Origin of the sequence: Streptomyces sp. NBC_01508 (assembly GCF_045040315.1) — a bacterium.
In the GTDB taxonomy this organism is placed as follows: Bacteria; Actinomycetota; Actinomycetes; order Streptomycetales; family Streptomycetaceae; genus Streptomyces.
Window position 1 is genome coordinate 489,855 of sequence record NZ_CP109419.1, and the last position, 23,087, is coordinate 512,941.

Annotated in this window: 22 protein-coding genes and 2 pseudogenes; 10 read left to right on the forward strand and 14 right to left on the reverse strand. The window is 70.7% G+C overall.

Annotation, left to right across the window (positions count from 1 at the left end):
- Positions 1-58: 58 nt before the first annotated feature.
- A complete protein-coding gene (locus OG700_RS02180) occupies positions 59-865 on the reverse strand; it encodes a LysR family substrate-binding domain-containing protein (RefSeq protein ID WP_405607989.1) in 807 nt (268 codons plus the stop codon).
- A gap of 58 nt (positions 866-923) precedes the next feature.
- Between OG700_RS02180 and OG700_RS02185 the strand changes: the two genes are divergently transcribed.
- Positions 924-1,328 (forward strand): DUF5997 family protein, encoded by a 405-nt coding sequence (locus OG700_RS02185; RefSeq protein WP_405607992.1) that lies wholly within the window; start codon positions 924-926, stop codon positions 1,326-1,328.
- A 58-nt stretch (positions 1,329-1,386) separates the two neighbouring features.
- Here the strand turns inward: OG700_RS02185 and OG700_RS02190 are convergent, their stop codons facing one another.
- The 4 genes and pseudogenes from OG700_RS02190 to OG700_RS02205 form a co-directional block, all read right to left on the reverse strand.
- Complete coding sequence (locus OG700_RS02190; protein ID WP_405607995.1) at positions 1,387-1,827, reverse strand: hypothetical protein; 441 nt, start codon at positions 1,825-1,827, stop codon at positions 1,387-1,389.
- Between the two features lie 114 nt (positions 1,828-1,941).
- Positions 1,942-2,427 carry a hypothetical protein gene (locus OG700_RS02195; protein ID WP_405607998.1) on the reverse strand — a complete coding sequence of 162 codons (486 nt, stop codon included), beginning with the start codon at positions 2,425-2,427 and terminating at the stop codon, positions 1,942-1,944.
- A 38-nt stretch (positions 2,428-2,465) separates the two neighbouring features.
- Positions 2,466-3,159: pseudogene (locus OG700_RS02200) on the reverse strand (TetR/AcrR family transcriptional regulator).
- A gap of 109 nt (positions 3,160-3,268) precedes the next feature.
- Positions 3,269-4,069, reverse strand: a complete 801-nt coding sequence (locus tag OG700_RS02205; RefSeq protein WP_405608001.1) for an SAM-dependent methyltransferase — start codon at positions 4,067-4,069, stop codon at positions 3,269-3,271.
- Positions 4,070-4,316: 247 nt separating this feature from the next.
- Here OG700_RS02205 and OG700_RS02210 point away from each other — a divergent pair, with 247 nt between their 5' ends.
- On the forward strand, positions 4,317-4,502 hold the full coding sequence (locus OG700_RS02210) for a hypothetical protein (RefSeq protein ID WP_405608004.1): 186 nt from the start codon (positions 4,317-4,319) through the stop codon (positions 4,500-4,502).
- Between the two features lie 83 nt (positions 4,503-4,585).
- Here the strand turns inward: OG700_RS02210 and OG700_RS02215 are convergent, their stop codons facing one another.
- On the reverse strand, positions 4,586-5,992 hold the full coding sequence (locus OG700_RS02215; RefSeq protein WP_405608007.1) for an SLC13 family permease: 1,407 nt from the start codon (positions 5,990-5,992) through the stop codon (positions 4,586-4,588).
- Positions 5,993-6,366: 374 nt separating this feature from the next.
- The gene (locus OG700_RS02220) at positions 6,367-7,119 is read right to left on the reverse strand and encodes an IclR family transcriptional regulator (protein ID WP_405608010.1); all 753 of its coding nucleotides are present in this window, start codon (positions 7,117-7,119) and stop codon (positions 6,367-6,369) included.
- A 97-nt stretch (positions 7,120-7,216) separates the two neighbouring features.
- Between OG700_RS02220 and OG700_RS02225 the strand changes: the two genes are divergently transcribed.
- From OG700_RS02225 to OG700_RS02235, 3 genes are all read left to right on the forward strand, one after another.
- Positions 7,217-8,389: a pyridoxal-phosphate-dependent aminotransferase family protein gene (locus tag OG700_RS02225; protein ID WP_405608013.1), complete on the forward strand. Its 1,173-nt coding sequence runs from the start codon at positions 7,217-7,219 to the stop codon at positions 8,387-8,389.
- A gap of 48 nt (positions 8,390-8,437) precedes the next feature.
- Positions 8,438-11,422 carry an FAD-binding and (Fe-S)-binding domain-containing protein gene (locus tag OG700_RS02230; RefSeq protein ID WP_405608016.1) on the forward strand — a complete coding sequence of 995 codons (2,985 nt, stop codon included), beginning with the start codon at positions 8,438-8,440 and terminating at the stop codon, positions 11,420-11,422.
- 183 nt (positions 11,423-11,605) lie between these two features.
- Entirely contained in the window at positions 11,606-11,953 is a 348-nt protein-coding gene (locus tag OG700_RS02235) for a twin-arginine translocation signal domain-containing protein (protein WP_405608019.1), read from the forward strand.
- 63 nt (positions 11,954-12,016) lie between these two features.
- Here OG700_RS02235 and OG700_RS02240 read toward each other — a convergent pair whose 3' ends face one another.
- Positions 12,017-12,757, reverse strand: a complete 741-nt coding sequence (locus tag OG700_RS02240) for an AraC family transcriptional regulator (protein WP_405608022.1) — start codon at positions 12,755-12,757, stop codon at positions 12,017-12,019.
- A gap of 54 nt (positions 12,758-12,811) precedes the next feature.
- Between OG700_RS02240 and OG700_RS02245 the strand changes: the two genes are divergently transcribed.
- Positions 12,812-14,071: an MFS transporter gene (locus OG700_RS02245; RefSeq protein WP_405608025.1), complete on the forward strand. Its 1,260-nt coding sequence runs from the start codon at positions 12,812-12,814 to the stop codon at positions 14,069-14,071.
- Here OG700_RS02245 and OG700_RS02250 read toward each other — a convergent pair.
- Together OG700_RS02250 and htpX are read right to left on the reverse strand one after the other, a co-directional pair.
- Positions 13,989-14,573 carry a hypothetical protein gene (locus tag OG700_RS02250; RefSeq protein WP_405608028.1) on the reverse strand — a complete coding sequence of 195 codons (585 nt, stop codon included), beginning with the start codon at positions 14,571-14,573 and terminating at the stop codon, positions 13,989-13,991. The two genes, OG700_RS02245 and OG700_RS02250, sit on opposite strands and share 83 nt — an antisense overlap.
- 50 nt (positions 14,574-14,623) lie before the next feature.
- Positions 14,624-15,529, reverse strand: coding sequence for a zinc metalloprotease HtpX (gene htpX, locus OG700_RS02255; RefSeq protein WP_405608031.1), 906 nt, complete (start codon positions 15,527-15,529; stop codon positions 14,624-14,626).
- A 188-nt stretch (positions 15,530-15,717) separates the two neighbouring features.
- Between htpX and OG700_RS02260 the strand changes: the two genes are divergently transcribed.
- From OG700_RS02260 to OG700_RS02275, 4 genes are all read left to right on the forward strand, one after another.
- Positions 15,718-16,293 carry an FABP family protein gene (locus OG700_RS02260; RefSeq protein WP_405608034.1) on the forward strand — a complete coding sequence of 192 codons (576 nt, stop codon included), beginning with the start codon at positions 15,718-15,720 and terminating at the stop codon, positions 16,291-16,293.
- Between the two features lie 292 nt (positions 16,294-16,585).
- Entirely contained in the window at positions 16,586-17,122 is a 537-nt protein-coding gene (locus OG700_RS02265; protein WP_405608037.1) for an EF-hand domain-containing protein, read from the forward strand.
- Between the two features lie 346 nt (positions 17,123-17,468).
- Positions 17,469-18,587, forward strand: a complete 1,119-nt coding sequence (locus tag OG700_RS02270; protein ID WP_405621384.1) for an LLM class flavin-dependent oxidoreductase — start codon at positions 17,469-17,471, stop codon at positions 18,585-18,587.
- A 55-nt stretch (positions 18,588-18,642) separates the two neighbouring features.
- On the forward strand, positions 18,643-19,263 hold the full coding sequence (locus tag OG700_RS02275) for a CE1759 family FMN reductase (protein WP_405608040.1): 621 nt from the start codon (positions 18,643-18,645) through the stop codon (positions 19,261-19,263).
- 50 nt (positions 19,264-19,313) lie between these two features.
- On the opposite strand, the pseudogene OG700_RS02280 reads toward OG700_RS02275, so the two are convergent.
- The 4 genes and pseudogenes from OG700_RS02280 to OG700_RS02295 form a co-directional block, all read right to left on the reverse strand.
- Positions 19,314-19,680: pseudogene (locus OG700_RS02280) on the reverse strand (FAD-dependent monooxygenase); the annotation flags it as partial.
- Between the two features lie 346 nt (positions 19,681-20,026).
- Positions 20,027-20,500: a carboxymuconolactone decarboxylase family protein gene (locus tag OG700_RS02285; protein ID WP_405608043.1), complete on the reverse strand. Its 474-nt coding sequence runs from the start codon at positions 20,498-20,500 to the stop codon at positions 20,027-20,029.
- 383 nt (positions 20,501-20,883) lie between these two features.
- Positions 20,884-21,609, reverse strand: coding sequence for a DUF998 domain-containing protein (locus OG700_RS02290; RefSeq protein ID WP_405608046.1), 726 nt, complete (start codon positions 21,607-21,609; stop codon positions 20,884-20,886).
- 604 nt (positions 21,610-22,213) lie between these two features.
- A complete protein-coding gene (locus tag OG700_RS02295) occupies positions 22,214-23,074 on the reverse strand; it encodes an alpha/beta fold hydrolase (RefSeq protein ID WP_405608049.1) in 861 nt (286 codons plus the stop codon).
- Positions 23,075-23,087: the final 13 nt, after the last annotated feature.

Below are 23,087 nucleotides of genomic sequence, written 5' to 3' on the forward strand. Positions count from 1 at the left end.
CGGACACCGGGAAGCCGGCGCCGAACACCGGCACGTACCGGCTGAGGCGGCCCGTGGGCTACGACCGGCGGCCGGGTTTGCCGCGCCTGCCGGTTTTCGGGCCGCCCGAGCCGCCGCTGCGGGGGTGCTTGCCCGTCGACTTGCCGGTGGCGGGCTTGCGCCGAGCGCCGCCCGCGTCGGAGCGGTTGGTCTTCGGCTTCGGCTTGGCCTTCGCCGCCGGCTGCTCCTGCGCCGGGGCCGCGCGGCGGCCCCGTGAGCTGTTGACGGTGCGCCCCCGGACGATTCCGATGAACTCCTCGACCAGGTCGGTGGTCCGTTCCTCCGGCCACGACAGCGCGACGCGCGACTCGGGGGCGTCCGAGACCGGCCGGTAGGTGAGGTCCTTGCGGTGGTACAGGCGGGCGAGCGACTGCGGGACGACGAGGAGCCCCACGCCCGCCGCGACCAGCTCGACGGCGTCCAGCGTCGTGGCGGGGCGCTCGTTCGCGGGCCGTCCGGGGCGGCGCCCCTCCCAGTCGAGGGTGTCGTCGAGGGGGTGCAGCACGATGTCGTCGGCCAGATCCGCCGCGGACACCTCGTCGACGGCGGCCACGAGGTGGTCCTTCGGGACGAGGACCACGGTCGTCTCGGTGTAGAGCGGGATCGCGCTGAGGTCCGTCCGGTCGACCGGCAGGCGTACGAATCCAGCGTCGGCGCCGCCGGACCGCAGTGTGTCGGCCACGTCGGCGGCGGACAGCGCGGTGAGGGTCAGCGGGACGCCGGGCAACCGCTCGCGCCAGATCCGCACCCACTTGGCGGGGGTCACGCCCGGGACGTAGGCGAGCCGGAACGTGGGGGACGCGAGGGGTACCTCCGAGCCTGTCACGTGGCCAGGCTACCGGGCGTGGTCTCGACCCCCGCACGCGCTCGATAGTCTTGTCACCATGACGTCGCACCAGACCACCCAGACGATGAAGCCCGCCACGGCGGCGAAGAAACTGGGTGTGTACCTTGAGGCCACCCCAGCCGATTTCCAGGAGGGTGTCGTCTCGCGCGCCGAGTTGAACGCGCTCCAGGCCGATCCGCCCCAGTGGCTGCTGGAGTTGCGGCGCGACGGCCCGCACCCCCGGCCGGTGGTCGCGGCCAAACTGGGCGTCTCCATCGCGGGGCTCGCCCGTGGCGGCGTCACCGACGCCCTCACGACGGAGCGGATCGACGCGATCAAGGAGGAGCTTCCCGCCTGGCTGCGGCGCGAGCGCGCCACCCAGGCCGAGGTCCGCAAGGAAGCGGCACGGATCAAGGAGAAGAACGCGGAGCGGGAGGTCCAGGCCCGCCGCCCGCGCTCCTGACCGGGCGCGGGACGGCGGGGCGGCCGGGCGTGCCTGGCCGCCCGTCGTACGGGTGGGCCTACCGCGCCGCCCTGGTGCGGTCCGTCAGCAGGGACCAGATGACGAAGATGCCGATCGCGATGGCGATCACCGCCCAGACGGGCTGGTAGGGCAGCCACATGAAGTTCGCGACGACGCTGACGGCGGCCATGCCCACCCCGAGCACCCGTGCCCAGGACGCGCCGCTGATGATGCCCAGCCCGGTGAGGATCAGGACGACGCCCACCGCCAGGTGGATCCAGCCCCACGTGGTCAGGGTGAACTGGTAGGTGTAGCTGCCGCTGAGTGTGTACACGTTGTCGCGTGCGATGCTCACGACGCCGTTCAGAACGGCCAGCACGCCGTCCACGAACAGCAGCACCCCGGCGAACATCGCCCCGCCGGTCGCCCACGCGGTGCCGCCGTGTCCCTTACGGGACGGTGTGTGGTGTGCCCCCGAAGGGGTCGCGGTCTGTGCCATGACAGCCTCCTCGGCCGAGTACGTGACCCGCTCTCCGGACCACTCCGGCATGGGGCCGACAATCCGCCGCTGTCGCGCCGACGACCAGCCGGACTGGTCCATTCGAGTGAGTGCTCACGTACCGGCGGACCGCTGACCGAGGTCCAGCCGGGAGGGGTGTTCGAGCAGCGCGAGCGTACCGAGCGCGATCATGTTCGCGGTGGTCTCGTGTCCGGCGATCAGCGGCGGCACTCCCAGCTGTGCCGCTTCGCTCCGGGTCAACTCCCCGGCCGTCACCCGCCCGGCGAGGCCGGACAGCAGGTCGTCACCGGGGGCGGCGAGCTTCTTGCCCATGAGGCCGTCCAGATGGCCGACCAGCGCGCGCTGGGGGCGCCGAGCCGCTGCTCGGGTTCGGCGTCGCGTCTGATGCCGATCTCGCTGCTGTCCCGGAAGAAGCACCATGCGCCGCAGGCGGGCGTGCTCCGGGCCGCCCAGGATGAACTCGGCGTCCAGCGCCGACAGGGCTTCCCGCGACCGCGGTTGAGCAGTGGCCTCGACAGGGTCCCGGGCCGAGTGCCCGGTCCAGGGTACGGGGGTTGCCCCGGAGTGAGGGGTGGTCATGAGAGACCGCCAGTCGGCTTTGGTGGTCGCTGTGGTGGTCAGGGTCGTGTGACGGGGGCCAGCCACAGCCCGACGATCGCGTCGATCAGGCCCGTTCCGGCGTCGCGCCAGTTCGACCGTGGCGTGGCGGCGCCGAGCGCGAGCGCCCGCTCCCGCTCGGCGCAGATGCGCACCATCAGCTGACGGGCCATGTCACCGCGCTCGGCCCGTACTTCGGCCGGCAGATCCGGCAGGCACGCGTCCAGCCCTCCGATGATCCGGTGCGGCGACGCCGCTTCGAGCGAGTCGTTGACCACGATCACCCGCGGGCCGGGAACGGTCGTCGCCTCTGCGGCGAACCGGGCGTACCACGTGGGGCTGTCCAGCGCGGCGAGGTGGTCGGTGATCGGGGCGCACCAGAGAGCTCACCCAGTCCCGCACGCCGGGGGAATCGCCGACCTCGGCCACCATCCGCAGCCGCCGCTGTTCGACCGGCGCCGCGTGCTTGCGGACGATGGCGCGTACGAGATCCGTCTTCGTACCGAAGTGGTAACCGACCGCGGCGTTGCCGCCCGGCCCGGCGGCTTCGCTGACCTGCCGGTTGGAGACCGCGAACACGCCGTGCTCGGCGAACAGCCGCTCCGCGGTGGTGAGGATCAACTCCCGTGTCGCGTCGGCCCGTTCTCCACGGCCGGTCTTCCCTGTCACGGTCAGGAGCGTACCGGCACTTCGCGCGGGGGACTCATCGCACATCCTCGTGGGCGGCTCCGCGTACGTGATCAGCCAACCGCCCTCGTTCCACCGATGCGAGTGGCTGACCCATTTTCGACGTACACGCCGGCGCCCGTAGGCGCGCCGGCGGTCACATCTTGCGTGCCATGGCGCACCACATGGGCAGGGTGTCGTCCGGCACGTCGGCGGGGCCGGGGCGCCAGCGGGTCAGTTGTACGACGCCGGGATCGACCGGATCCAGACCGTCGCAGAACTTCGCCACCTGGGCGCGCGTACGCGGGGTGGCCGTGGCGTGACTGGCGGCGCGTTCGTTGTAGATCCGCATGGACTCGGCGACTTCGGGAGCGGTGATGTCGCTCGCCGGGTGGGAGAGCGCCACGTAGCTGCCCGGCGCCAGCCCGTCCAGCAGGCGGCGGGTGAGGTCCCACGGGTCTTCGTCGTCCCTGATGTACTGGAGGACGGCGATCAGCATGAGGGCGACCGGCTGCTTGAGGTCGAGACTCTCCCGGGCCGCGTCCAGGATGGCGTCCACGTCCCGTACGTCGGCCTGCACGTAGTCGGTCCGGCCCCGCGGTCCGCTGACGAGCAGCGCGCGTGCGTGGGCGAGGACGATCGGGTCGTTGTCGACGTAGACGACACGGGAGTCCGGTGCGACCCGCTGGGCGACTTCGTGTGTGTTGTCCGCCGAAGGTACACCGGTGCCGATGTCCAGGAACTGGCGTACGCCGGCCGCCGCCAGGTGGCGCACCGCCCGGCCGAGGAACGCCCGGTTCGCGCGCACCGACGGCACGATGGCCGGGTTGGCGCGGGCGGCGAGTTCGGCGGCCTCCTGGTCCACGGGGTAATGGTCCTTGCCGCCCAGCCACACGTTGTACACCCGCGCGGGATGCGCGGCGGCGGGCTGCGCGATGGGTGGCAGGGGTTCACTCACGTCGTGTCACCTCTTGGTTCCTGGATACGGGTGGGGCCACTGTGTCCCGGAACGGTACTGCGACGGTTCGCCGCCCGCCAACGCGGCCCGGCCGCCGGATGGTCGAGCGCGGGGCCGAAGTGAGGCCACACCCGGTTCACGAGCCCCCGCCGGGCATCGGAGTGGTCTCCCCCGCCACTCGGTTATCGAGCGGCGTCCGGTGTGTATGGGTGCAGAGTCCGACAGTTCCCGTAGAGAGAGAAGACCCATGCGTATCCGTACAGCAGTCGCCGCCACCGCGCTCGCCGCTCTCACCCTGCTGGGCAGCGCGGGTGCCGCCGCAGCCCAGGAGCGGGGCGGGCACGACGGCAACTCCGCCGTGAACAGCGACTTCGTCAACACCTGGATCCACGACAGCTTCAACACCGTCGTGGTCTTCGGCGACAACATCTGAGCCCTGTCGCACACCGCCGGCCCCTCGTGGTGATCCACGAGGGGCCGGCGGCCGTTCGCGGAGCCGGCGGCCGGTGGCAGGCCTCAGAGCGAGCCGGGGACGACGAACATGCACCAGGTGACCAGGGGGCCGACGACGGCGATGCCCAGGCCCCAGGCCATGAGGCGACGGAAGACCAGCTCGCGCTGGTCGGTGGGGGTGTTCGCGGTGATCAGCGCACCGCTGGTGGAGAAGGGCGACGCGTCCACCACCGACGCGGATATGGCCAGCGCGGTGATGAGCCCCACGGCTCCCACCTGGCCGGTGAGCAGGAACGGTACCGCCAGCGGGATCAGTGCCCCGAGCATGCCGGTGGTCGAGGCGAACGCCGACACCACGGCGCCGATGAGGCAGATCAGCAGGGCACCGAGGAGCGGCGCCTGGATGTCCGCGACCCGCTCGCCGAGGTAGTCGATGGTGCCGATGCGTTCCATCTGGCTCACATAGGTGACGATTCCGCAGACCAGCAGCACGGTGGACCACGCGCACCGGTCGACGGCGCCCTTGGCCGACTGCGGGGAGACGAGGGACAGGACGACGGTGATGGTGAGCGCCATCAGACCGACGTCCAGGTCGAAGAAGAGCGCGCCGGCGACGAGGCTGAGCAGTCCGAGGAGGGTCAGTGCGCGCGGGAGGTCGAGGCGCAGAGGCGCGGGCGCGGGCGCGGTCTTGGTCTCGGTCCCGGGCGCGGTCTTGGTCTCGGTCTCGGTCTTGAGCGAGGTGGCCCCGCCGGTCCCGCCGGCCGCTTCGGCCGTGCCGTTCCGCCCGCCCGTACCGCCGCCCCTCTTCGTACCGCTCCCACCGCTCCCACCATTCGCACCGCTCGCACCGCTCGTCGCTATTCGCCCGAGCAACTGCCTGCCGCCGAAGACCAGGAAGATGATGACGCACAGGCCGACGTTGAAGAGGAACGACGCCGTGAACAGCAGCGCGGGGTTGCCGGGGAGGTCGTTGCGCTCAACCACGTTGTTGGTGATGCTGCCGAACACGCCGATCGGCGAGAAGCCGCCCGCGCTGGCCCCGTTGGCGATGAAAAGCCCCATGAGCACGGGGCTTATGCCGTACGAGGCGGCGAAACCGAGCCCGATGGGGGCGACGATCCCGACCGCCGCCGGCGCGACCGCGCCGACCGCCGTGAGGACGGCGGTGACCAGGAACATGACCCAGGGAATGAGGGCGATCCGGCCGCGCACCGCCTTCACCGCCGCGTTGACGAGCCAGTCGACCGTGCCGTTGCTCTTCGCGATCCCGAACAGCAGGGTGACGCCGACCAGTACGACGAACAGGTCGCCGGGGAAGCCGGAGAAGAGATCGTCCGTGGATTCGTCCACCACCGTGGAACCGAGGATGAACGCCGCCACGAGCGCGAGCACGCCCAGATGGACGGAGGAGAAGGTCGCGATGGCGAAGATCATTACCAGGGCGATGATGGAGATGACTTGATCTGACACGAGGGCTCCCTTGCCGTCGGCCGAAGGGCATGTCGCTGTGCATCAGGGCGCGTTGGCGCGTCACGAGGGGTGCGCGCGGCAGCGGAGATGCCGGAATGCGAGGCGGCGCGCGAACGTTCCGCCCAGGTCCCGGACCGGGTCCCGGAGAAGCCCAGGGATGGGTGAATCATTCCGCCAGACGGAAATCGATTTCCGCAGTCGGGAGTATTGAAGAGCTTTTCCGGCGGCGTCAAGGGTCCTGCCGAATTCCTTCGCGACGGACGGGGCTGGGGTGGAGTGGCCCGGCCCCGTGCCGTACGGCGGGAGCGGGGCGGCCAGCCGCCCTTCCCGCGGCCCGCCCCGCATCGCTCAAGTCCGTTGCCTCACCGGCCTGTTCAGCCTTCGCGTGAGTGACCCAGCGCCGCACTGACCTGCCGTGCCGTCTCGCTCACCAGCGCGCCGTGGGCGGCGGTCGACTCCGGGGTCATCCGGCTGGTCGGCATGTTGACGCTGATGCTCGCGACCGGCGTACCGGTCTCGCCCAGGACCGGGGCCGCGACCGCGGAGACGTCGGAGCGCCACTCGCCGCTGTTGGTGGCGTACCCCCGCTCCCGGATCCGCGCCAGTTCGGCGCGCAGCACGTCCTGGTCCGTGACCGTGGCTTCGGTGAACTCCTCCAGCTTTTCGGTGAGTTGACGGTCGATCACCGCCGGGGCGCTGGCGGCGAGCACCGCCTTGCCGTTCGCGGAGGCGTGGATGGGCAGATGCGTGCCCAGCGCCAGGATGATCCGTACCGCCTGCGAGGTCTCCAGGCGCTCGATCAGCACGACCTTGTCCCCGTCCGGGACGGTCAGATGAACGGTCTCGTCGGTGCGTCTGCGCAGCTCCTCCATGAGCGGTACGGCCACGTCGCGCAAGCTCAGCTCACCGGTGGCGCGGCGTCCGACCCGCAGCGCCTTGGTGGTCAGGACCCAGCGGGTGACCTCGCCGCCGGCCGGTCGGATCCAGCCCGCGGTGTCCAGGGTGCGCAGCGCCCGCTGCGCCGAACTCTTGGGCAGGTCGAGAGCGCGGGCCAGGTCGGCGACGCCCACCGGCTGCCGCGCGGCGACCTCTTCCAGTACCCGAAGTGCGTTGAGAACGCTCTGCATCCGTTGACTCCCGAGTAGTTGGCTCATATGCTCCGCCGTGCCATCTTACGACACACCGTGCCACATAGCGGCACGCTTTTCAAGGGAGTTGGCCACCGTGACCACTCGCACCGGGCGGCACTTCTTGCAGATCCCCGGCCCCACCAACGTCCCCGACCAGGTGCTTCGCGCCATGTCGGCACCGACGATGGACCACCGCGGCCCCGAATTCGCCGCGTTCACCACCAACCTGCTCGCCCGGCTCGGTCCGGTCTTCGGCACCACGGGACCCGTCGTGGTCTTCCCCGGCTCCGGCACCGGCGCCTGGGAGGCCGCCCTCGTCAACACCCTCAGCACCGGCGACCGGGTCCTGCACGTGGAGACCGGCCACTTCGCCACCCTCTGGCAGCGCATGGCGACCGAACTCGGCCTCTATGTCGACTTCGTGCCGGGCGACTGGCGGCACGGCGCCTCCCCGGAGGCCGTCGCCGAACGCCTGGCGGCCGACACCGCCCGGACGATCAAGGCCGTCTGCGTCGTGCACAACGAGACGTCGACCGGCGTCACCAGCCGGGTGGCCGAGATCAGGCAGGCGATGGACGCGACGGGGCACCCGGCGCTGCTCCTCGTCGACACCATCTCCTCGCTCGGCTCGATCGACTACCGGCACGACGAGTGGGGGGTCGACGTCACGGTGGCCGGCTCCCAGAAGGGGCTGATGCTCCCACCGGGCCTGAGCTTCAACGCGGTCAGCGAGAAGGCCCTCACCGCCTCCCGCACCTCCGGACTGCGCACCTCGTACTGGGACTGGCAGCCGATCATCGAGGCGAACAGGCGCGGCTACTTCCCGTACACCCCCGCCACCAATCTCCTCTACGGGCTCGACGAGGCGCTGCGGATGCTGGCGGCGGAGGGGCTGCCCGCCGTCTTCGCCCGGCACGACCGGCATGCGGCGGCGACCCGGACAGCCGTGCGTGGCTGGGGACTTGAGGTGCTCTGCGCCGACGAGCGGGAGCATTCGTCCGCGCTCACCGCCGTGCTCGTGCCCGAGGGTGTGGACGCCGACAAGGTACGGGGGATCATCCTCGACCGGTTCGACATGTCCCTGGGTGCCGGACTCGGCAGGCTCGCCGGGCAGATCTTCCGGATCGGCCACCTCGGCCACTTCAACGACCTGACGCTCGCGGGCACGCTCGCCGGCGTGCAGATGGGCCTTCAACTGGCCGGGGTACGCGTCGATCCGAGCGGGCTCACGGCGGCGCTGGACGTCCTGGGCGCCGAGTGGGCGTGAGGAAGTGGGCGTGAAGCGGAGCGTGGTTCACACAGGAGGTTGCCCGGCATGACCGTCACCAGGGGCGAGCGCCCCACCCACGAGAGCACGGAGAGCCAGGAGCTGGCCCGTGATCTCCAGCGGGATCTCGTCAAGGATCTCGACGGCGAGGTCCAATTCGACGACTACACAAGGCAGTTGTTCGCCCGGGACGCGAGCATGTACGCGATCACCCCGCTCGGGGTGGTCTTCCCCCGGACCGCCGACGACGTCGCCGCGGCGGTCGCCGCCGCGGCGGCCCGCGGGGTGTCCGTGGTGCCGCGCGGAGCCGGGACGAGTCTGGCGGGTCAGACCGTCGGTCCCGGCCTGGTCCTGGATCTGTCCCGGCATCTGAACCGCATCGTGGAGCTGGACCCCGGCAGCGGTACGGCGCTGGTCGAGGCCGGCGTCGTACAGGACCAGCTCAACCGCGCCGCGAGCCCCTGGGGGCTGATGTTCGGCCCGGACACCTCGACCAGCAACCGGGCCACCATCGGCGGGATGATCGGCAACAACTCGGCGGGCAGCGGATCGGTGCGCCACGGCATGACCATCGACCACGTCCGTGAACTCGACGTGGTGCTCTCCGACGCGAGTCAGGTCCGCCTGAACCGCGTCGACGAGGCCGAACGCGCGCACCGGGCCACCCGGTCCACCCTGGAGGGCGCGCTCTACCGGGAGTTGCCCGAGATCGTACGGGCCAACGCGACGGCCATCGCGGAGGGCTTCCCCGCCCACTGGCGCCGGGCCTGCGGCTACCGGCTGGACCGGCTGGCGCGCGAGGACACCGTGTTCGACCTGGCCAAATTCGTCGTCGGTTCGGAGGGGACGCTGGCCGTCGCGACCGGCGCGCTGGTCGATCTGGTGCCCAAGCCGAGCCGTACGGTCATCGCCGTCGGCCACTTCACCTCGGTGGCCGGAGCCATCGACGCGACCCAGGACGCGCTGGCCTGCGACCCGGCCGCCGTGGAGCTGATGGACCGGACGATCCTCGATCTGTCCCGCCGCAAGATCGAGTACGCGGCACTCGGCGAGCTGCTGAACGGAGATCCCGAGGCGTTGCTCTTCGTCTCCTTCAGCGGTGACGACGAGGACGAGCTGCTGGGGCAGTTGAAGCGGCTCACGGCGCTGTGGTCCCGGCACGGGCACGGCTATCACACCCTGCGGGCGGTCACCCCGGCCCAGCAGTCGTCCCTGCTGAAGGTCCGCAAGGCGGGGCTCGGGCTGCTGATGGCGGCCAGCGAGGGCACCCGGCGCCCGCTGGCCTTCGTCGAGGACACCGCCGTCGATCCCGTCCATCTCACCGAGTACACCCGCAGGTTCAAGGAAGTCCTCGACCGGCACGGGATGACGGCCGGCTTCTACGGGCACTGCTCGGTCGGCTGTCTGCACATCCGGCCGTATCTCGACCTCACCGACCCGGCGGACGTGGTCAAGATGCGCAGCGTCGCGGTGGAGATCAAGGATCTCGTCGCCGAGTACGGCGGCGTCAACTCCAGCGAGCACGGCGACGGACTGGCACGCAGCGAGTTCAACCGGGAGATCTTCGGCGACTCGCTGTACGAGGCGATGCGGCAGGTCAAGAAGCTCTTCGACCCGAACAACGTGCTCAACCCCGGCAAGATCGTGGACGCCCCGTCGATGACGGACAACCTGCGGGACGCGGCGCTGCTTCCCGTGGAGCCCCTGCGCACCCGGCTCTCCTTCGAGGTCATCGGCGCGGGAGCGGGGCAGGGGGCGGACGACGGTGGCGGGGGCGCCATGCGCGCGGCGGCGGACCGGTGCATGAACATCGGCCTGTGCCGCAAGTCCGGCAGCGGCGCCATGTGCCCCTCGTACATGGCCACCCTCAAGGAGGAGGACTCCACCCGTGGCCGGGCCGCCGCCCTGGTCAAGGCCCTGTCGGAACCGGACCCGCGCGCCGCGCTCGGGGACGAGCGGCTGCACGAGGTCCTGGACCTGTGCCTGATGTGCAAGGCGTGCAAGAGCGAATGCCCCCTCGGTGTCGACATGGCGAGCCTCAAGAGCGAGGCGCTCTCGCACCACCACGACATCCACGGAGTGCCGCTGCGCTCCCGGATCTTCGGATCGATCCGGTTCCTGAACCGAATGGGCTCGGCGACCGCGCCACTGTCCAACCTGCCGGGGCGTATCCCCCTGGTGCGCCGGCTCATGGACCGTACGGTGGGCATCGCCCCGGCGCGCCCGCTGCCGGTGTTCGTACGCCAGAATCTGTCGCGCTGGTTCCGGCGCCGTACGCCCGCCACCCACGTGGTCACCCAGGGCACCGTCACCTATCTCGCCGACTCCTTCACCACGTTCACCGAGCCGGACATCGGCCGGGCGGCCATCCAGCTGCTGGAGCGGGCGGGTTGGGACGTACGGCTGGAGAGCGGCGTCTGCTGCGGCCGGTCCAGCCTCTCCAAGGGCCTGGTGGACGACGCGAAGGACAAGGCCCGCCATCTGGTGGACACCCTGAGCCGATCGACCGAGGCCGGCTCGCCGGTCGTGGGCTGCGAGCCGTCGTGTCTGATGACACTGCGCGACGAGCACCTGTCGATGCTGCCGGACGACCCCGCGGTCAAGGACATCGCCGGGCGGGTACGGCAGGTCGAGGAGCTGCTGGTCGAAGCCGTCGACGACGGGCGGCTGCGACCGCGTGAGGACTCCTGGCTCGCCGGGCGCACGCTGGTCTACCACGGTCACTGCCACCAGAAGGCGGAGGTGGGTACCGCCGCGACGGTCGCGCTGCTCAACCGTATTCCGGGCGTCACGGTGGTCGAACTGGACGCGGGATGCTGCGGGATGGCGGGATCCTTCGGCTTCGAGTCCGAACACTACGACGTGTCGATGACAGTGGGTGAGGACCGGCTCTTCCCCTCGATCGAGGCCGAGCCGCCGGACACGGTGGTGGTCGCCACCGGGGTGTCCTGCCGACAGCAGATCTTCCACGGCACCGCACGCGACGCGTGGCACCCGGTCCAACTGCTGTGGGAGGCGGTGACGTCCGACTGACCGGGGCGGCCGAGGCCGAGGCCGTCCCGGTGGCTCGGCGTCAGGCCGGGGGTGCCTCACCCCGGCATATACGGTCATCCGGCGAAAGCGTTCCGGAAGATCGTATTCAGCCCCAACTGACGGAGTCAGCGCATACTCTCGGCTCAGCCTCCGGGGGGAGGCAGGTGGAACAAGGAGGGGAACATGTCCAAGATTTCCAGACGTTCACTGCTGGGGTACTCCGGAACAGCCGCCGCGGGGGCGGTACTTGCCTCGCCGGCGGTGGCGTCGGCGGCGGGCTCCGAGACAGCCGCGGAGACCCAGGCCGGGCCGGTCGAGTTCCAGTACGGCACCGAGTTCAAGGGCCGCACCGATATCGGCCCCATCGACGCGGCCCTGACGCTGACGTTCACCCTCCAGACCACCGCGGCCCCGGCGGCGAACGACGTCACCGCTCTGGAGGTCGCGGAAGCGCTCTCGGCGCTCGCCGAGAGCCGGGGCTGGCCGCCCATCACGTTCTACGGCACCCCCGTGCAGGCCCCGCTGAACTGACGCTGAAAGCGGGCGACTTGTGAGCCCCACCGACACGAACACCGTCGGTGGGGCGTCCCGCCGTCACCGCTGATGTGTTCCCGGCGTGTGTCCGAAGGCGCGGCGGAAGACATCGATGAACGCGCTGGCGGACGACCAGCCGCACCGGTGCGCCACGGTCGTCACCGGGACGTTCGCGGCGAGCAGGACCAAGGCGTGGTACAGGCGCAGTTGGGTACGCCACTGCGGGAAGGTCATGCCGAGTTCGGCCTTGAAGAGGCGCGAGAGCGTACGGTCGCTCGCGCCGGCCTCCCTGCCCAGTGCGGCCAAGGTGCGGACATCGGCCGGATTCGTACGCAGGATCTCGCACACCGCCGTCAGCCGAGGGGTGGTCGGGGTCGGCAGGTGCAGGGGCTGCTGGGGTGAGACGCGCAGCTGGTCGAGCAACACGGCCCGCAGCCGCCCGCGTTCGGGGCTGTCGTCGTGCGGGGTGTGCGTGTGGGCGAGGATCAGTTCACGCAGGAGGGGCCCGACGGTCAGCACGGTCGGCTCGTCCAGGCCGAGCGGGTTGTCGTGCGCGGGCAGGCCGACCAGGTGGAGTTCGAGTTCGCCGTGGGCCTGGTGGGCGTGCACGGTGCCGGCGGGTACCCAGATGGCGCGGGTCCCGGGCGCGATCCAGGTGCCCGCACCGGTCGTGACGGCCAGGACTCCCCGGCCCGCGTAGACGATCTGGTGGTCGTCGTGACGGTGGGCGTCGATCGCGGCTCCGGGCGCGAGCCACTGGGTGCGGGTCGGCGCCACCGGCTCGTGGCGGATTTCCTTCATTGGTTGGCAGTTTATCGGAAGCGAGACATGCCACACGGCGCCGACCATGGCGTTGTGCCAAGAAACAGATCGATCCTCCTGCTGTCGGTCGGCCATGCCTGCGTGGACGTCTACCAGGGCGCTGTCGCCTCGCTCGTGCCGTTCTTCGTCGCCGAGCGCGCCTACAGCTACGCGGCGGTCTCGGGCATCGTGCTCGCCGCGTCCCTGCTGTCGTCGGTGGCTCAGCCGGTGTTCGGCGCGCTCACCGACCGCCGGGCGATGCCCTGGCTCCTGCCGGTGGGCACGATCCTCGGCGGTGTGGGCATCGCCCTGAGCGGTCTGAGTGGTTCGTACGCGCTGACGCTGGTGTTCGTCGCGGTGTCCGGTGTCGGGGTCGCCGCGTACCACCCCGAGTCCGCCCGGGTCGCGCGGCTCGTCAGCGAGGGCAGCCACAGCGCGATGGGCTGGTTCTCCCTCGGCGGCAATCTCGGCTTCGCGACCGCGCCGCTCATGGTCACCGCCGTCGTCGCCACCGGCGGTCTGCGCCTGTCGCCGCTGCTCGTGGTGCCGGCCCTGGCCGGCAGCGTGCTGTGTCTGCCCGTCCTGCGCGCGCTGGAGAAGACGGTACGTGGCGGCTCCGGCACCGCGTTCGCGACGGGACGCGACGACACGGCCTCGTTCGTCAAGCTGTCGCTGGCCGTGGTCTGCCGGTCCGTGGTCTTCGTCGGCCTGAGCACCTTCATCTCGCTCTACGCCCAGCGGCGTCCGGGCGGCAGTGAGGCGGCGGGCACCACGGCGCTGTTCGTGCTCTACATCGGCGGCGCGGTGGGCTCCGTACTCGGCGGCAGCCTCGCCGACCGGTGGGGCCGGGTCGCGGTCGCCCGCTGGTCGTACCTCGTCAGCGTCCCCGCGGTCGCGGGGATCGTGTTCGTGCCCGGCCCTGCGATGTACGTGTTCGTGGCGCTGACCTCCGCCGGCCTGTACGTGCCCTTCTCGCTCCAGGTCACCCTCGGCCAGGACTACCTGCCCACGCGCGTGGGCACCGCCGGCGGGATCACCCTCGGGCTGACCGTCAGCATCGGCGGTCTGGCCAGTCCGCTGATCGGCCGCCTCGCCGACGCGACCTCCCTGCGGACCGCCCTGACACCACTGATCCTGATGCCCGCCCTGAGCTGGCTGCTCTTCCGCACGCTGCCCGAACCCCCGGTACCGAAGCCCCCCGAGCCGAAGCCCACGGGTACCTCGGGGCCGGTCAGAGCCCCGGCGCACCCCAGACGGGAAACCAGCGGGCAAGATCTGACTCGATCCGCAGATCGTCCCCCAGAACCGCTCTGACCTGGAGCTCGCGCTGGTTGTCCCGCTTCTCGACGTTGCCGGGCAGGGGCGCGAAGGGGTAGAAGGTGCCGCGCTTGTAGAGATAGACGAGAGCCAGTGGCCGCTGCTCCGCGTCCTGGAAACCCATCAGTGAGCACAGGAGCTGCGGGCCGAAGCCGCCGTCCTGGAGCAGTGTGTTGACCGCGTGCAGATCGTTGACCAGCGTGGCCGTGTCGCCGGGTGCCCGCCGTGCGAGCAGCCAGGTGTATCCGTACGAGTCCTGGCTGAACTCCACCGGGTGACTGTCCTGGCCGGTGTCCGCGTCGAGCAGTTCCCGTACGTCCTGTCTGATCCGGGCGAAGCCGCCGCCCTCGACTCCGGCGAAACAGACCGAGCCGAGGCCGGTGGGTGTGTAGCCGGCCCCGGCCTGGAGGGTGAGCGCGGCGGACGGGAGGGCGAAGAGCTGGTCGAGATCGGGGCGGACCGGTTTGCTCCGGCCGAGGATGGTGTCGAGAAGACCCACAGGACCAGCTCCTCAGGGTGACGATCGGGGGGCGGGGGGATCGGCCTCGTTCACGGACGGGAGAGGTCTGCGGACATCCGGGCCAGCTGGTCCAGCCGCTGTTCCAGTGTCGGGTGGGAGGAGAGCAACCGCCCCAGGCTCTCGCCGGAGGAGAACGCCGGCACGAAGAAGAAGGCGTTGTACGGCTCCGCCTTCCGCAGGTCCCGCGTCGGGATCCGCGCCATCTGGCTGTCCACCTTGGTCAGCGCCGACGCGAGTGCCGATGGCCGTCCGGTGAGCAACGCCGCCGTACGGTCCGCGGACAGCTCGCGATAGCGGGAGAGCAGTCGCGTGAGCAGGAAGCCGACCGCGTACACCACCGCGCTGACCAGCGGAATCACCAGGAACGCGATACCTAGCGGACCGGAGTTGCCGGCGCTCCTCGACAGCCCGCTGTAGAGCGCGAAGCGGGTCAGCAGGCCCGCCAGCACACCCAGGAACGACGCGATGGTCATCACGGCGACATCGCGGTGCGCGACGTGCGACATCTCGTGGGCGAGGACGCCTTCCAGCTCCTCCGGTTCCAGTCTGCGCAGCAGACCGGTGGTGGCGCAGACCAGTGCGCTGCGTTCGCTCCGGCCGGTGGCGAAGGCGTTCGGGATGTCACTGTCCGAGATGGCCACCTTGGGTTTGGGCATGTCGGCCAGCGCGCAGATACGGTCCACGGCCCCGTGCAGCTCCGGTGCCTGCTCGGGGGTGACCTCGTGGGCGCCCATGCCGAAGGCCGCGATCTTGTCGCTGAACCAGAACTGGGCGACGAAGAGACCGACCACGAAGATCATGATCACCGGCCAGAACTTCCCCAGCACGGCCAGCAGCACACCGACCAGGACCACGTACAGCAGGCCGATCAGGAACATGGTGGTCACCATGCGCGTGGTCAGGCCGCGGTCCTGGGTGTAGCGGGTTCGGGTCATCGCTCGCCTCCATCGCTCTCGCCTCTCCTGCCATTTTCCTCCTCATCTCGACAAAATGTCGTAAATGGAATGTAGGGAGGCGCGGAACCCGCCCCCGCGCGGGCCGTACGACTTTCCCGGCCCCCGGCCCCCGGCCCCCGGCACTACGCTTCCACCCTGCACCGGCCCCGACTCCAGGAGCGCGAACCGTGTTCGACCCCGTGCCCGAGAACCCGTACCCCGACAGCCACCGACCGGACGGGGCACCCACGCCGCACGCGCTGCTCGCGCCCGTGCTCGGCCTGCTGGGCAGCTGGCACGGCCGGGGGCGCGGCGGGTATCCGACGCTCGCCGGGGACTTCACGTACGCGCAGGAGATCACCTTCAGCCACGACGGCCGCCCCTTCCTCCGCTACGAGACCCGGGCCTGGCTGCTCGACGCCGACGACGACGCGCCGCTGCGCCCGTCGGCCCGGGAGAGCGGCTGGTGGCGGATGCAGCCCGACGGCCGGGTGGAGGCGCTGATCACCCAGCCCACCGGGATCGCGGAGATCGCGGTGGGCCTGGCGGCGGGCAACGCGGTCGACCTCGCCACCCACGAAGTGGCCCGCACCCCCACCGCCAAGGAGGTCGACGTCACCCGCAGGCGCTACGCCCTGACCGACGACGACACGCTCACGTTCGTCCACGATCTGGCGGCGGTGGGCCGGCCGCTGCAGCACCACCTCTCGGCGAGCCTGCGACGTACGGGCCAGGGGCAGGGGCAGGCGCAGGTCGGCGCGTAACGGTCCGCGTCGGGGCGTCTCTCGTCGCGCATCGTGCCCCCGTGCCCCCGTGCCCCGCGAAGAATTCGGCCGAAGGACCGCAGCCTTCGATTTCCTGAACGCGGCGTTTCATGCGCCGACCGTTGGAATGCCTTCGTTCGTGTGCACGCGACCGGTTTTCCGCACGGTGGCCCCCGCACCGGCCGGATAGTGAAGGAGCCGCCGGGGCACTGGCCCCGGTGGGTCGGGGGCGCGGTCGCGGCCCGCTTCCGGCCGCCCACCCGGAAGACCGGAAAGAGAAAAGGGGACCGCCATGCGTACCGTCGAGGCGACCAACCGTGTCCAGCTCGTCTTCGCCCTGCTCGACGCCGACGGGAACGGCTGCCTGGAGGCGGACGACTTCGAACTGCTGGGGAGCCGGGTGGTCGCGGTGGCGCCCTGGGCCGGGGACGCCGCGAAGAGCGCGATGGTCGACTCCTCGCGGCGGTACTGGCGGACGCTGGTCACCGAGCTGGACGCCAACGGCGACGGGCGGATCAGCCGGGAGGAGTTCACCGCCTGCGTTCTGTCCCCGGAGCGGTTCGAGGCGACGATCGACGAGTTCGCCGAAGCGCTCGCCGCGCTCGGCGCCCCGGAGGGCGACGGTCTGGTCACGCGACCCGCCTTCATCGCCCTGATGACGGCCATCGGTTTCGAGCGGCCCCGTATCGAGGCGCTGTTCGACGCCTTCGGCCCCGTGGACGGCGACCGGATTCCGGTGGCCACCTGGGCGGAGGGCATCAGGGACTACTACCGCCCGGAGAAGTCCGGCATCCCCGGCGACCACCTGACCCCGGGCGCGGTGCTGTGACCGGACCGGCTCCCGCCGTGGCCGGGTGCGCGCCGCCGCACGCGTCAGGCGTCCGCGGCGCATGCGCGGCCGGATTCAAGGAGAAGCCCACGGGGTAGAAATGAGGTGGCTTGTGAGGCCAAAGAGGCGGATGTCGCGTGCCACAGCCGTCATCGGGTCGCCCGAGGGGACGCCCCCGCGCCATCGGCGGCGGGGATCGCGTCGGACCGATGCCACGGCCACCCGTCCAGGCACGCGCACCTGCCCCGGGCCGACTCGCCCGGACGACGTGGGACCGCCCGGAAATCCCTCAAAACCCCAGGGCGGCACCCCGCGCGAGCAGGGAGGTGTCAGTGGCATGACCGGGATGCAGTTCGGAATCTTCACCGTGGGTGACGTGACTCCCGACCCGACCACCGGTAGTGCTCCTACCGAGGCGGAACGTATCCGGGCCACCGTGGCCATCGCGCGGAAGGCGGAGGAGGTCGGCCTCGACGTCTTCGCCACGGGCGAGCACCACAACCCGCCCTTCGTGCCGTCCTCGCCCACGACCCTGCTCGGCTACATCGCGGCGCGGACCGAGCGGATCATCCTGTCGACATCGACCACGCTGATCACCACGAACGACCCCGTGAAGATCGCCGAGGACTTCAGCGTCCTGCAACACCTGTCCGGCGGCCGGACCGATGTGATGCTGGGCCGCGGAAACACCGGCCCGGTCTATCCGTGGTTCGGCCAGGACATCCGTCAGGCCATCCCCCTGACCGTCGAGCACTACGACCTGCTGCGCCGTCTGTGGCGTGAGGAGGTGGTCGACTGGGAGGGCAAGCTGCGCACGCCTCTCCAGGGCTTCACCCTCGCTCCCCGCCCGCTGGACGGCATCCCGCCGTTCGTATGGCACGGCTCCATCCGCACCCCCGAGATCGCGGAGCTGGCCGCGTACTACGGGGACGGGTTCTTCGCCAACCACATCTTCTGGCCCTCGTCGCACACCCGGAAGATGGTGGAGACGTACCGGCGGCGCTTCGCGCACTACGGGCACGGCGCACCGGAGACGGCCATTGTCGGCCTGGGCGGGCAGGTGTTCATCCGCCCCAACAGCCAGGACGCGATACGCGAGTTCCGGCCCTACTTCGACAACGCGCCGGTGTACGGGCACGGGCCGTCCCTGGAGGAGTTCAGCTCGCAGACGCCTCTGACGGTCGGCTCTCCGCGTCAGGTGATCGACAAGACGCTGGGCTTTCGCGAGTACGCGGGCGACTACCAGCGCCAGTTGTTCCTCCTCGACCACGCGGGGCTGCCGCTCAAGACGGTGCTGGAACAGCTGGACCTCCTGGGCGAAGAGGTGGTGCCGGTACTCCGCGAGGAGTTCGCCGTCGGCAGGTCCGCCGACGCGCCGGCGGCCCCCACGCACCAGTCGCTCCTGCGGGAGCGCGACGCGAGAGCCGCCACGGCGCAGCCCGGGCCGCGGCCGACGCAAGACTGACCGGGGCGCTGCCCGAGCGCCGTCAGAGCGTTACAGGAGTGGGGAGTTGGATGCGGTGACGACCAAACTCACGATCATCTCCGGCGGGTTGCGGGAACCCTCGTCGACGCGCATGCTCGCCAACCGCCTTGAGGCATCGGTACGCGCGGAACTCACCGCCTCCGGCGCCACGGTCGAGTCCTCGTTCGTCGAACTGCGCCCGCTGGGACACGCGATCATCGACGCGATGTTCAGCGGATTCCCGGCCGCGCCCCTGGAGAAGGCGTTCGGCACGGTCGCGGACGCCGACGGAGTCATCGCGGTCACGCCCGCCTTCAACGCCTCGTTCAGCGGACTGTTCAAGTCGTTCTTCGACGTGCTTCCGGAAGAGACGCTGTCGGACATGCCGGTGCTCATGGGCGCCACCGGCGGCACCGAACGGCACTCACTCGTCCTCGAACACGCGCTGCGGCCGATGTTCTCGTATCTGCACGCCATCGTGTCCTCGCGGGGCGTCTACGCGGCGACCGACGACTTCGGTGCGCAGTCGGACGGATCGGGCCTGGGCGACCGCATCACGCGCGCCGCTTCCGACTACGCCCGTCTGGTGCAGGGTTGCGGCCCCCACCGCAGGCGCGATCCGTTCAGCGAAGACGCCGCCGCCATGGAACGGCTCCTGGGAGGCGACCGGTCCTGACCTCAGCTCTGTTCGGCGTCGAGCTGGGCGAGCATGTCGATGAGGGACCAGGGCGCGCTCGGAAACAGCAGGTCGCGCAGGTCTCCCCGGTCGATCTCGGGGCGCCCTGCCGTACCGTCGTCCGCCTCTTCGCGCAGGACGCGCGCACGCTTGTCCAGCACCCGCAGCGCCTTGCCTGTGGGGTGAACCCTTGGCGAGGAAGTCCTCGTACAGACGCGCTTCGCGCACAGCGGCCTGACCTGATTCCTCGTGGATGTCGAGCATGCCGCCCTGCGTCCGCGCGTTCGGGAAGGCGTCCAGGTCGAAGACCGAGGCGGCGAGGCCGTGGACGTGCAGGACGCGGGCGAGCGTCAGGTCGCCGAGGCCGCCGCCGATGATGGTGATCGGGTGGTGGGTGTCGGCCGAGACCTGGTGCAGGGTCCGGGCCAGGGCGTTGTGAACGTCCCGCCCGTTGGCGTCCTCGGCGCGGGTGGACCGCACGCGCGGGTAGGAGATGAGGACCGAGGCGAGCCTGTCGCGCCACTCCCCCTGTGCCGTCGGGGGGCTCAGATCGACGGCGCCCAGGAACTCCTCCAGAATCGCGGCGTCCAGTTCGGCCGTGTTGGCGACGTCCACGTACAGGGACGCCGGCCCGGTGCCCACCCCGACCGTGACGAACATGTTCGTCACGAACATGTTCGGCAGCCGGCGCCCCCACCCGCCCGGCATCTTCCGTGCCTTCGCCGGGCGGGTGGCGGCGCGGCCGGCCGCTACTGGCCAGTCGTTACGCGAACTGGCCGGGCTGGTAGTCGCCGGCCGGCTGCTGGATGATGACGTTCAGCCGGTTGAAGGCGTTGATGAGGGCGATGAGCGTGACCAGGACGGCGAGTTGCTCCTCGTCGTAGTACTTGGCCGCGTTCGCCCACGCCTCGTCCGTGACGCCACCGGCCGCGTCGGCGATACGGGTCCCCTGCTCCGTCAGCTCCAGCGCGGCGCGCTCGGCGTCGGTGAAGACCTTCGCCTCGCGCCAGACCGCGACCAGGTTGAGACGCAGCGAGGTCTCCCCCGCCTCCTTGGCGTCTTTGGTGTGCATGTCGGTGCAGAAGCCGCAGCCGTTGATCTGACTGGCGCGGATCGCCACCAGTTGCTGTGTCTCGGCCGGCAGTGCGGAGTCCCCGACCGCCTTGCCCGCCGAGACGAACGACCTCAGGGCCTTGGCCGCGTCCGCGTTGTCGAAGAGATTCAGACGAGCTTCCATGATGAACTCCTCCATCGTTGTCGCTGGTTACACCTCCTTGACGCGTCGACTCGGCAGGATGTGACGGGGACGGGTGTGACGCGCCTCTCCCCTGCCGTACGGCGGCGGGGACGGCCTGCCCGAATTCGGCCGGCGCGGCACCGCTCATCGGCGTCGCGGGGCCGTCGTCGCCCTACCGTTCACGCCAGGTGTGCCTCGATCTCGGCGGATGTGGGCAGGGCGACGTCCGGAGGCGGTGGCATCGGGGGATCCTCGCACGGCCGCGCCGGGATCACGCGGCGAGGTCCGGCAGGCATGGGTCCGTGGACCCCCTGGGGGATCCACGGACCCATCTCCGTCTACGTCCGCCGCGCCCCGGTGATCGGACCGCCGGTTCCGGCGGTCTACCCCGGAGAACCCGCGGAGCGACCCGGCCGCGGGGATTCGGTCCTCGGCGCCGTGGTGAGCAGCCGGGCCAGCACCGCGGTGAGGGCGAGGAGGCCGAGTCCCGCTCCGGCCGTGAAGGCCAGGACGGCGGTGGAGGAGCCTGCGAAGCCCGCGAGGACTGCCACGGGGACGACGCGACAGGCGACGGCCCAGCCGCGTCTGTCCTGGGCGGCGAAGTGTCGGGCCAGGATGAGGAACGCGGCGCACAGGGCGAGGTAGCCGACCATGCCGGCGGCCATATGGACGGCACCGTGCGCGCTCATCGTGCCCGTGGATCCCCGCGGAGTGCCGGCGGGGAAGCCGTTGCCCGGGTCGGCGGCGAATATCCCGGAGACCAGGAACGAGGCACCGAACACAGCGATCAGCCGGGGGGCCCAGGTCCCGCCGGGGGTGTCGCGCAGGTACTGGCGGATCCCGATCGCGCCCCCGATGGCCAGGATGCCGGTGAGGAGAAAGCTGGTCACCTGGATCCACCCGAGGTCGCCGAGGCTGAGTTGGCTGATGGCGTTGCGGGTGAAGTCGAAACCGTCTCGGGCAAGACCTTGGACAACACCCGCGCCCAGGAACAACGGGCCTGCGACGATCCCGGCGCCCAGCAGGGTCCGTGTTCGCGGTCGGATCGACACCGCGGAACCGGTGAGGACGGAATCGCTCGTGTTCGAAGCACTGATCGGTTGGGCCATGGAGAGTCTCCTCGTTCGGCATGAACGGAGTTCACGGAATCGGATGGTGTGGCACTGATGGGCGTTCGGAACCGGGAAGCCACGGCCTAAGTCCTGTCCGGCGGATCTTCGGGGATCAGCCCGGGGCGTCCGGTTCGGTGCGTCGCAAGGCGGAGGATCGGCCTCGTACTGGACGTACTCGGATGCCTTCGAAAACGCCGACAACGAAGCGAGGCGCCGTGCCAGGCGTCCCGGGCCCCGAAGATCCGCCGGAAAGGGCCTAGGGTCTTTCGTTTGGATCGGGCCGGATGAGGGAGCGGGGTCTGGTGCCGTGGATCGCGAGGCGGAGGAGGGAGGCATGGCGGGAGCCGTGCCTGCCCTTCCGCCATCAACGCGGCGAGGCGCGGTGCCAGGGACCGCGAGCCCGGCAAGATCCAAACGAGAGGCCCTAGGGCGTGTTGCGAAAGTAGCGCCGTCCGCCCGAAGGGCGGGGCCGACGGCGTCTGGTGCGTGCGATCGCAAGGCGGAGGATCGTGCTCGTACTGGGCGTACTTGGACGAGTCCGACAACGCGGCGAGTGTGCGTGCCAGGCGTCGTCGGCCAGGCGGGACTTTCGCAACACGCCCTAGCGCCGCTCGACGTCCTTCACCCGGGCGAAGGCGTCGTGGACGAGCTCGGCGCAGGCGACGGCGTCGGTGGCCGGGCCCTGGTGGTCACCGGGGAATCGGACCGGTTCGATGCCGAGGCGCTCCGCGAGCGCCAGGGCGGATCGCAGGGGGACGCCGACCGCGGGCGAGGTGGTCCCGATCCCGACGGTGACGGGGACGGGGCCGGTACGCAGGGCGGCCGTGTCGGGTTCGAAGCGCAACACGGGCAGCAGTACGTGGTTGAGGAAGTGGTCGAGGTTGCCCTGGATCCGGCCCATCATCTCCATTGCCTCGGGGGGCAGTTGGGAGAAGTCCGGCATGGACGCGATGGTGTCGTTGTCGCCTTCGATGGTGGCGACGAACTGGTGCATCGCGGCCCCGGCGCCCTCACTGACGTAGGTGTCGTGGACGCCTTGGAACGTCGCGCGCCAGTGCGCCCGGTCGGGGAGCAGTTCGGGGGCCGGCGGTTCGTGTGCCACCAGCGCGCGGACGTGCCCGGGGTGGCGCGCGGCCAGGTCGAGGCCGGTGAGGGCGCCGCCGCTGTTGCCGAACACGTACGCGGGTTCGTCGCCCAGGGCCGCGATGAGGCGGCGGGCGTCGTCGGCGAACGTCGCGACGTCCTGCGCACGCGGTGGACCTGTGAGCGCGCTGCGGGAGAACCCGCGCTGGTCGTAGGAGACGACCGTGTAGCGGTCGCGAAGCCCTGTGGCGAGCGCGGCCAGCGCGCCGGCGTCGGCGGGGCCGCCCGGGATCAGCAGCAGCGTCGGACCCGATCCGCCGACCTCGTAGTGCAGTCGTGCCCCAGGGACTTGGAGCGTCTGTGTGCGGGTGTCATGCATGTGAATGTCCGTT

Bases quoted from the DNA above. Each gene is read 5' to 3' on its own strand.
- OG700_RS02185 (WP_405607992.1), top strand. From the start codon at position 924: ATGACGTCGCACCAGACCACCCAGACGATGAAGCCCGCCACGGCGGCG.
- OG700_RS02190 (WP_405607995.1), bottom strand. From the start codon at position 1,827: ATGGCACAGACCGCGACCCCTTCGGGGGCACACCACACACCGTCCCGT.
- OG700_RS02195 (WP_405607998.1), bottom strand. From the start codon at position 2,427: ATGACCACCCCTCACTCCGGGGCAACCCCCGTACCCTGGACCGGGCAC.
- OG700_RS02210 (WP_405608004.1), top strand. From the start codon at position 4,317: ATGCGTATCCGTACAGCAGTCGCCGCCACCGCGCTCGCCGCTCTCACC.
- OG700_RS02220 (WP_405608010.1), bottom strand. From the start codon at position 7,119: ATGCAGAGCGTTCTCAACGCACTTCGGGTACTGGAAGAGGTCGCCGCG.
- OG700_RS02230 (WP_405608016.1), top strand. From the start codon at position 8,438: ATGACCGTCACCAGGGGCGAGCGCCCCACCCACGAGAGCACGGAGAGC.
- OG700_RS02235 (WP_405608019.1), top strand. From the start codon at position 11,606: ATGTCCAAGATTTCCAGACGTTCACTGCTGGGGTACTCCGGAACAGCC.
- OG700_RS02240 (WP_405608022.1), bottom strand. From the start codon at position 12,757: ATGAAGGAAATCCGCCACGAGCCGGTGGCGCCGACCCGCACCCAGTGG.
- htpX (WP_405608031.1), bottom strand. From the start codon at position 15,529: ATGACCCGAACCCGCTACACCCAGGACCGCGGCCTGACCACGCGCATG.
- OG700_RS02265 (WP_405608037.1), top strand. From the start codon at position 16,586: ATGCGTACCGTCGAGGCGACCAACCGTGTCCAGCTCGTCTTCGCCCTG.
- OG700_RS02270 (WP_405621384.1), top strand. From the start codon at position 17,469: ATGCAGTTCGGAATCTTCACCGTGGGTGACGTGACTCCCGACCCGACC.
- OG700_RS02285 (WP_405608043.1), bottom strand. From the start codon at position 20,500: ATGGAAGCTCGTCTGAATCTCTTCGACAACGCGGACGCGGCCAAGGCC.
- OG700_RS02290 (WP_405608046.1), bottom strand. From the start codon at position 21,609: ATGGCCCAACCGATCAGTGCTTCGAACACGAGCGATTCCGTCCTCACC.
- OG700_RS02295 (WP_405608049.1), bottom strand. From the start codon at position 23,074: ATGCATGACACCCGCACACAGACGCTCCAAGTCCCTGGGGCACGACTG.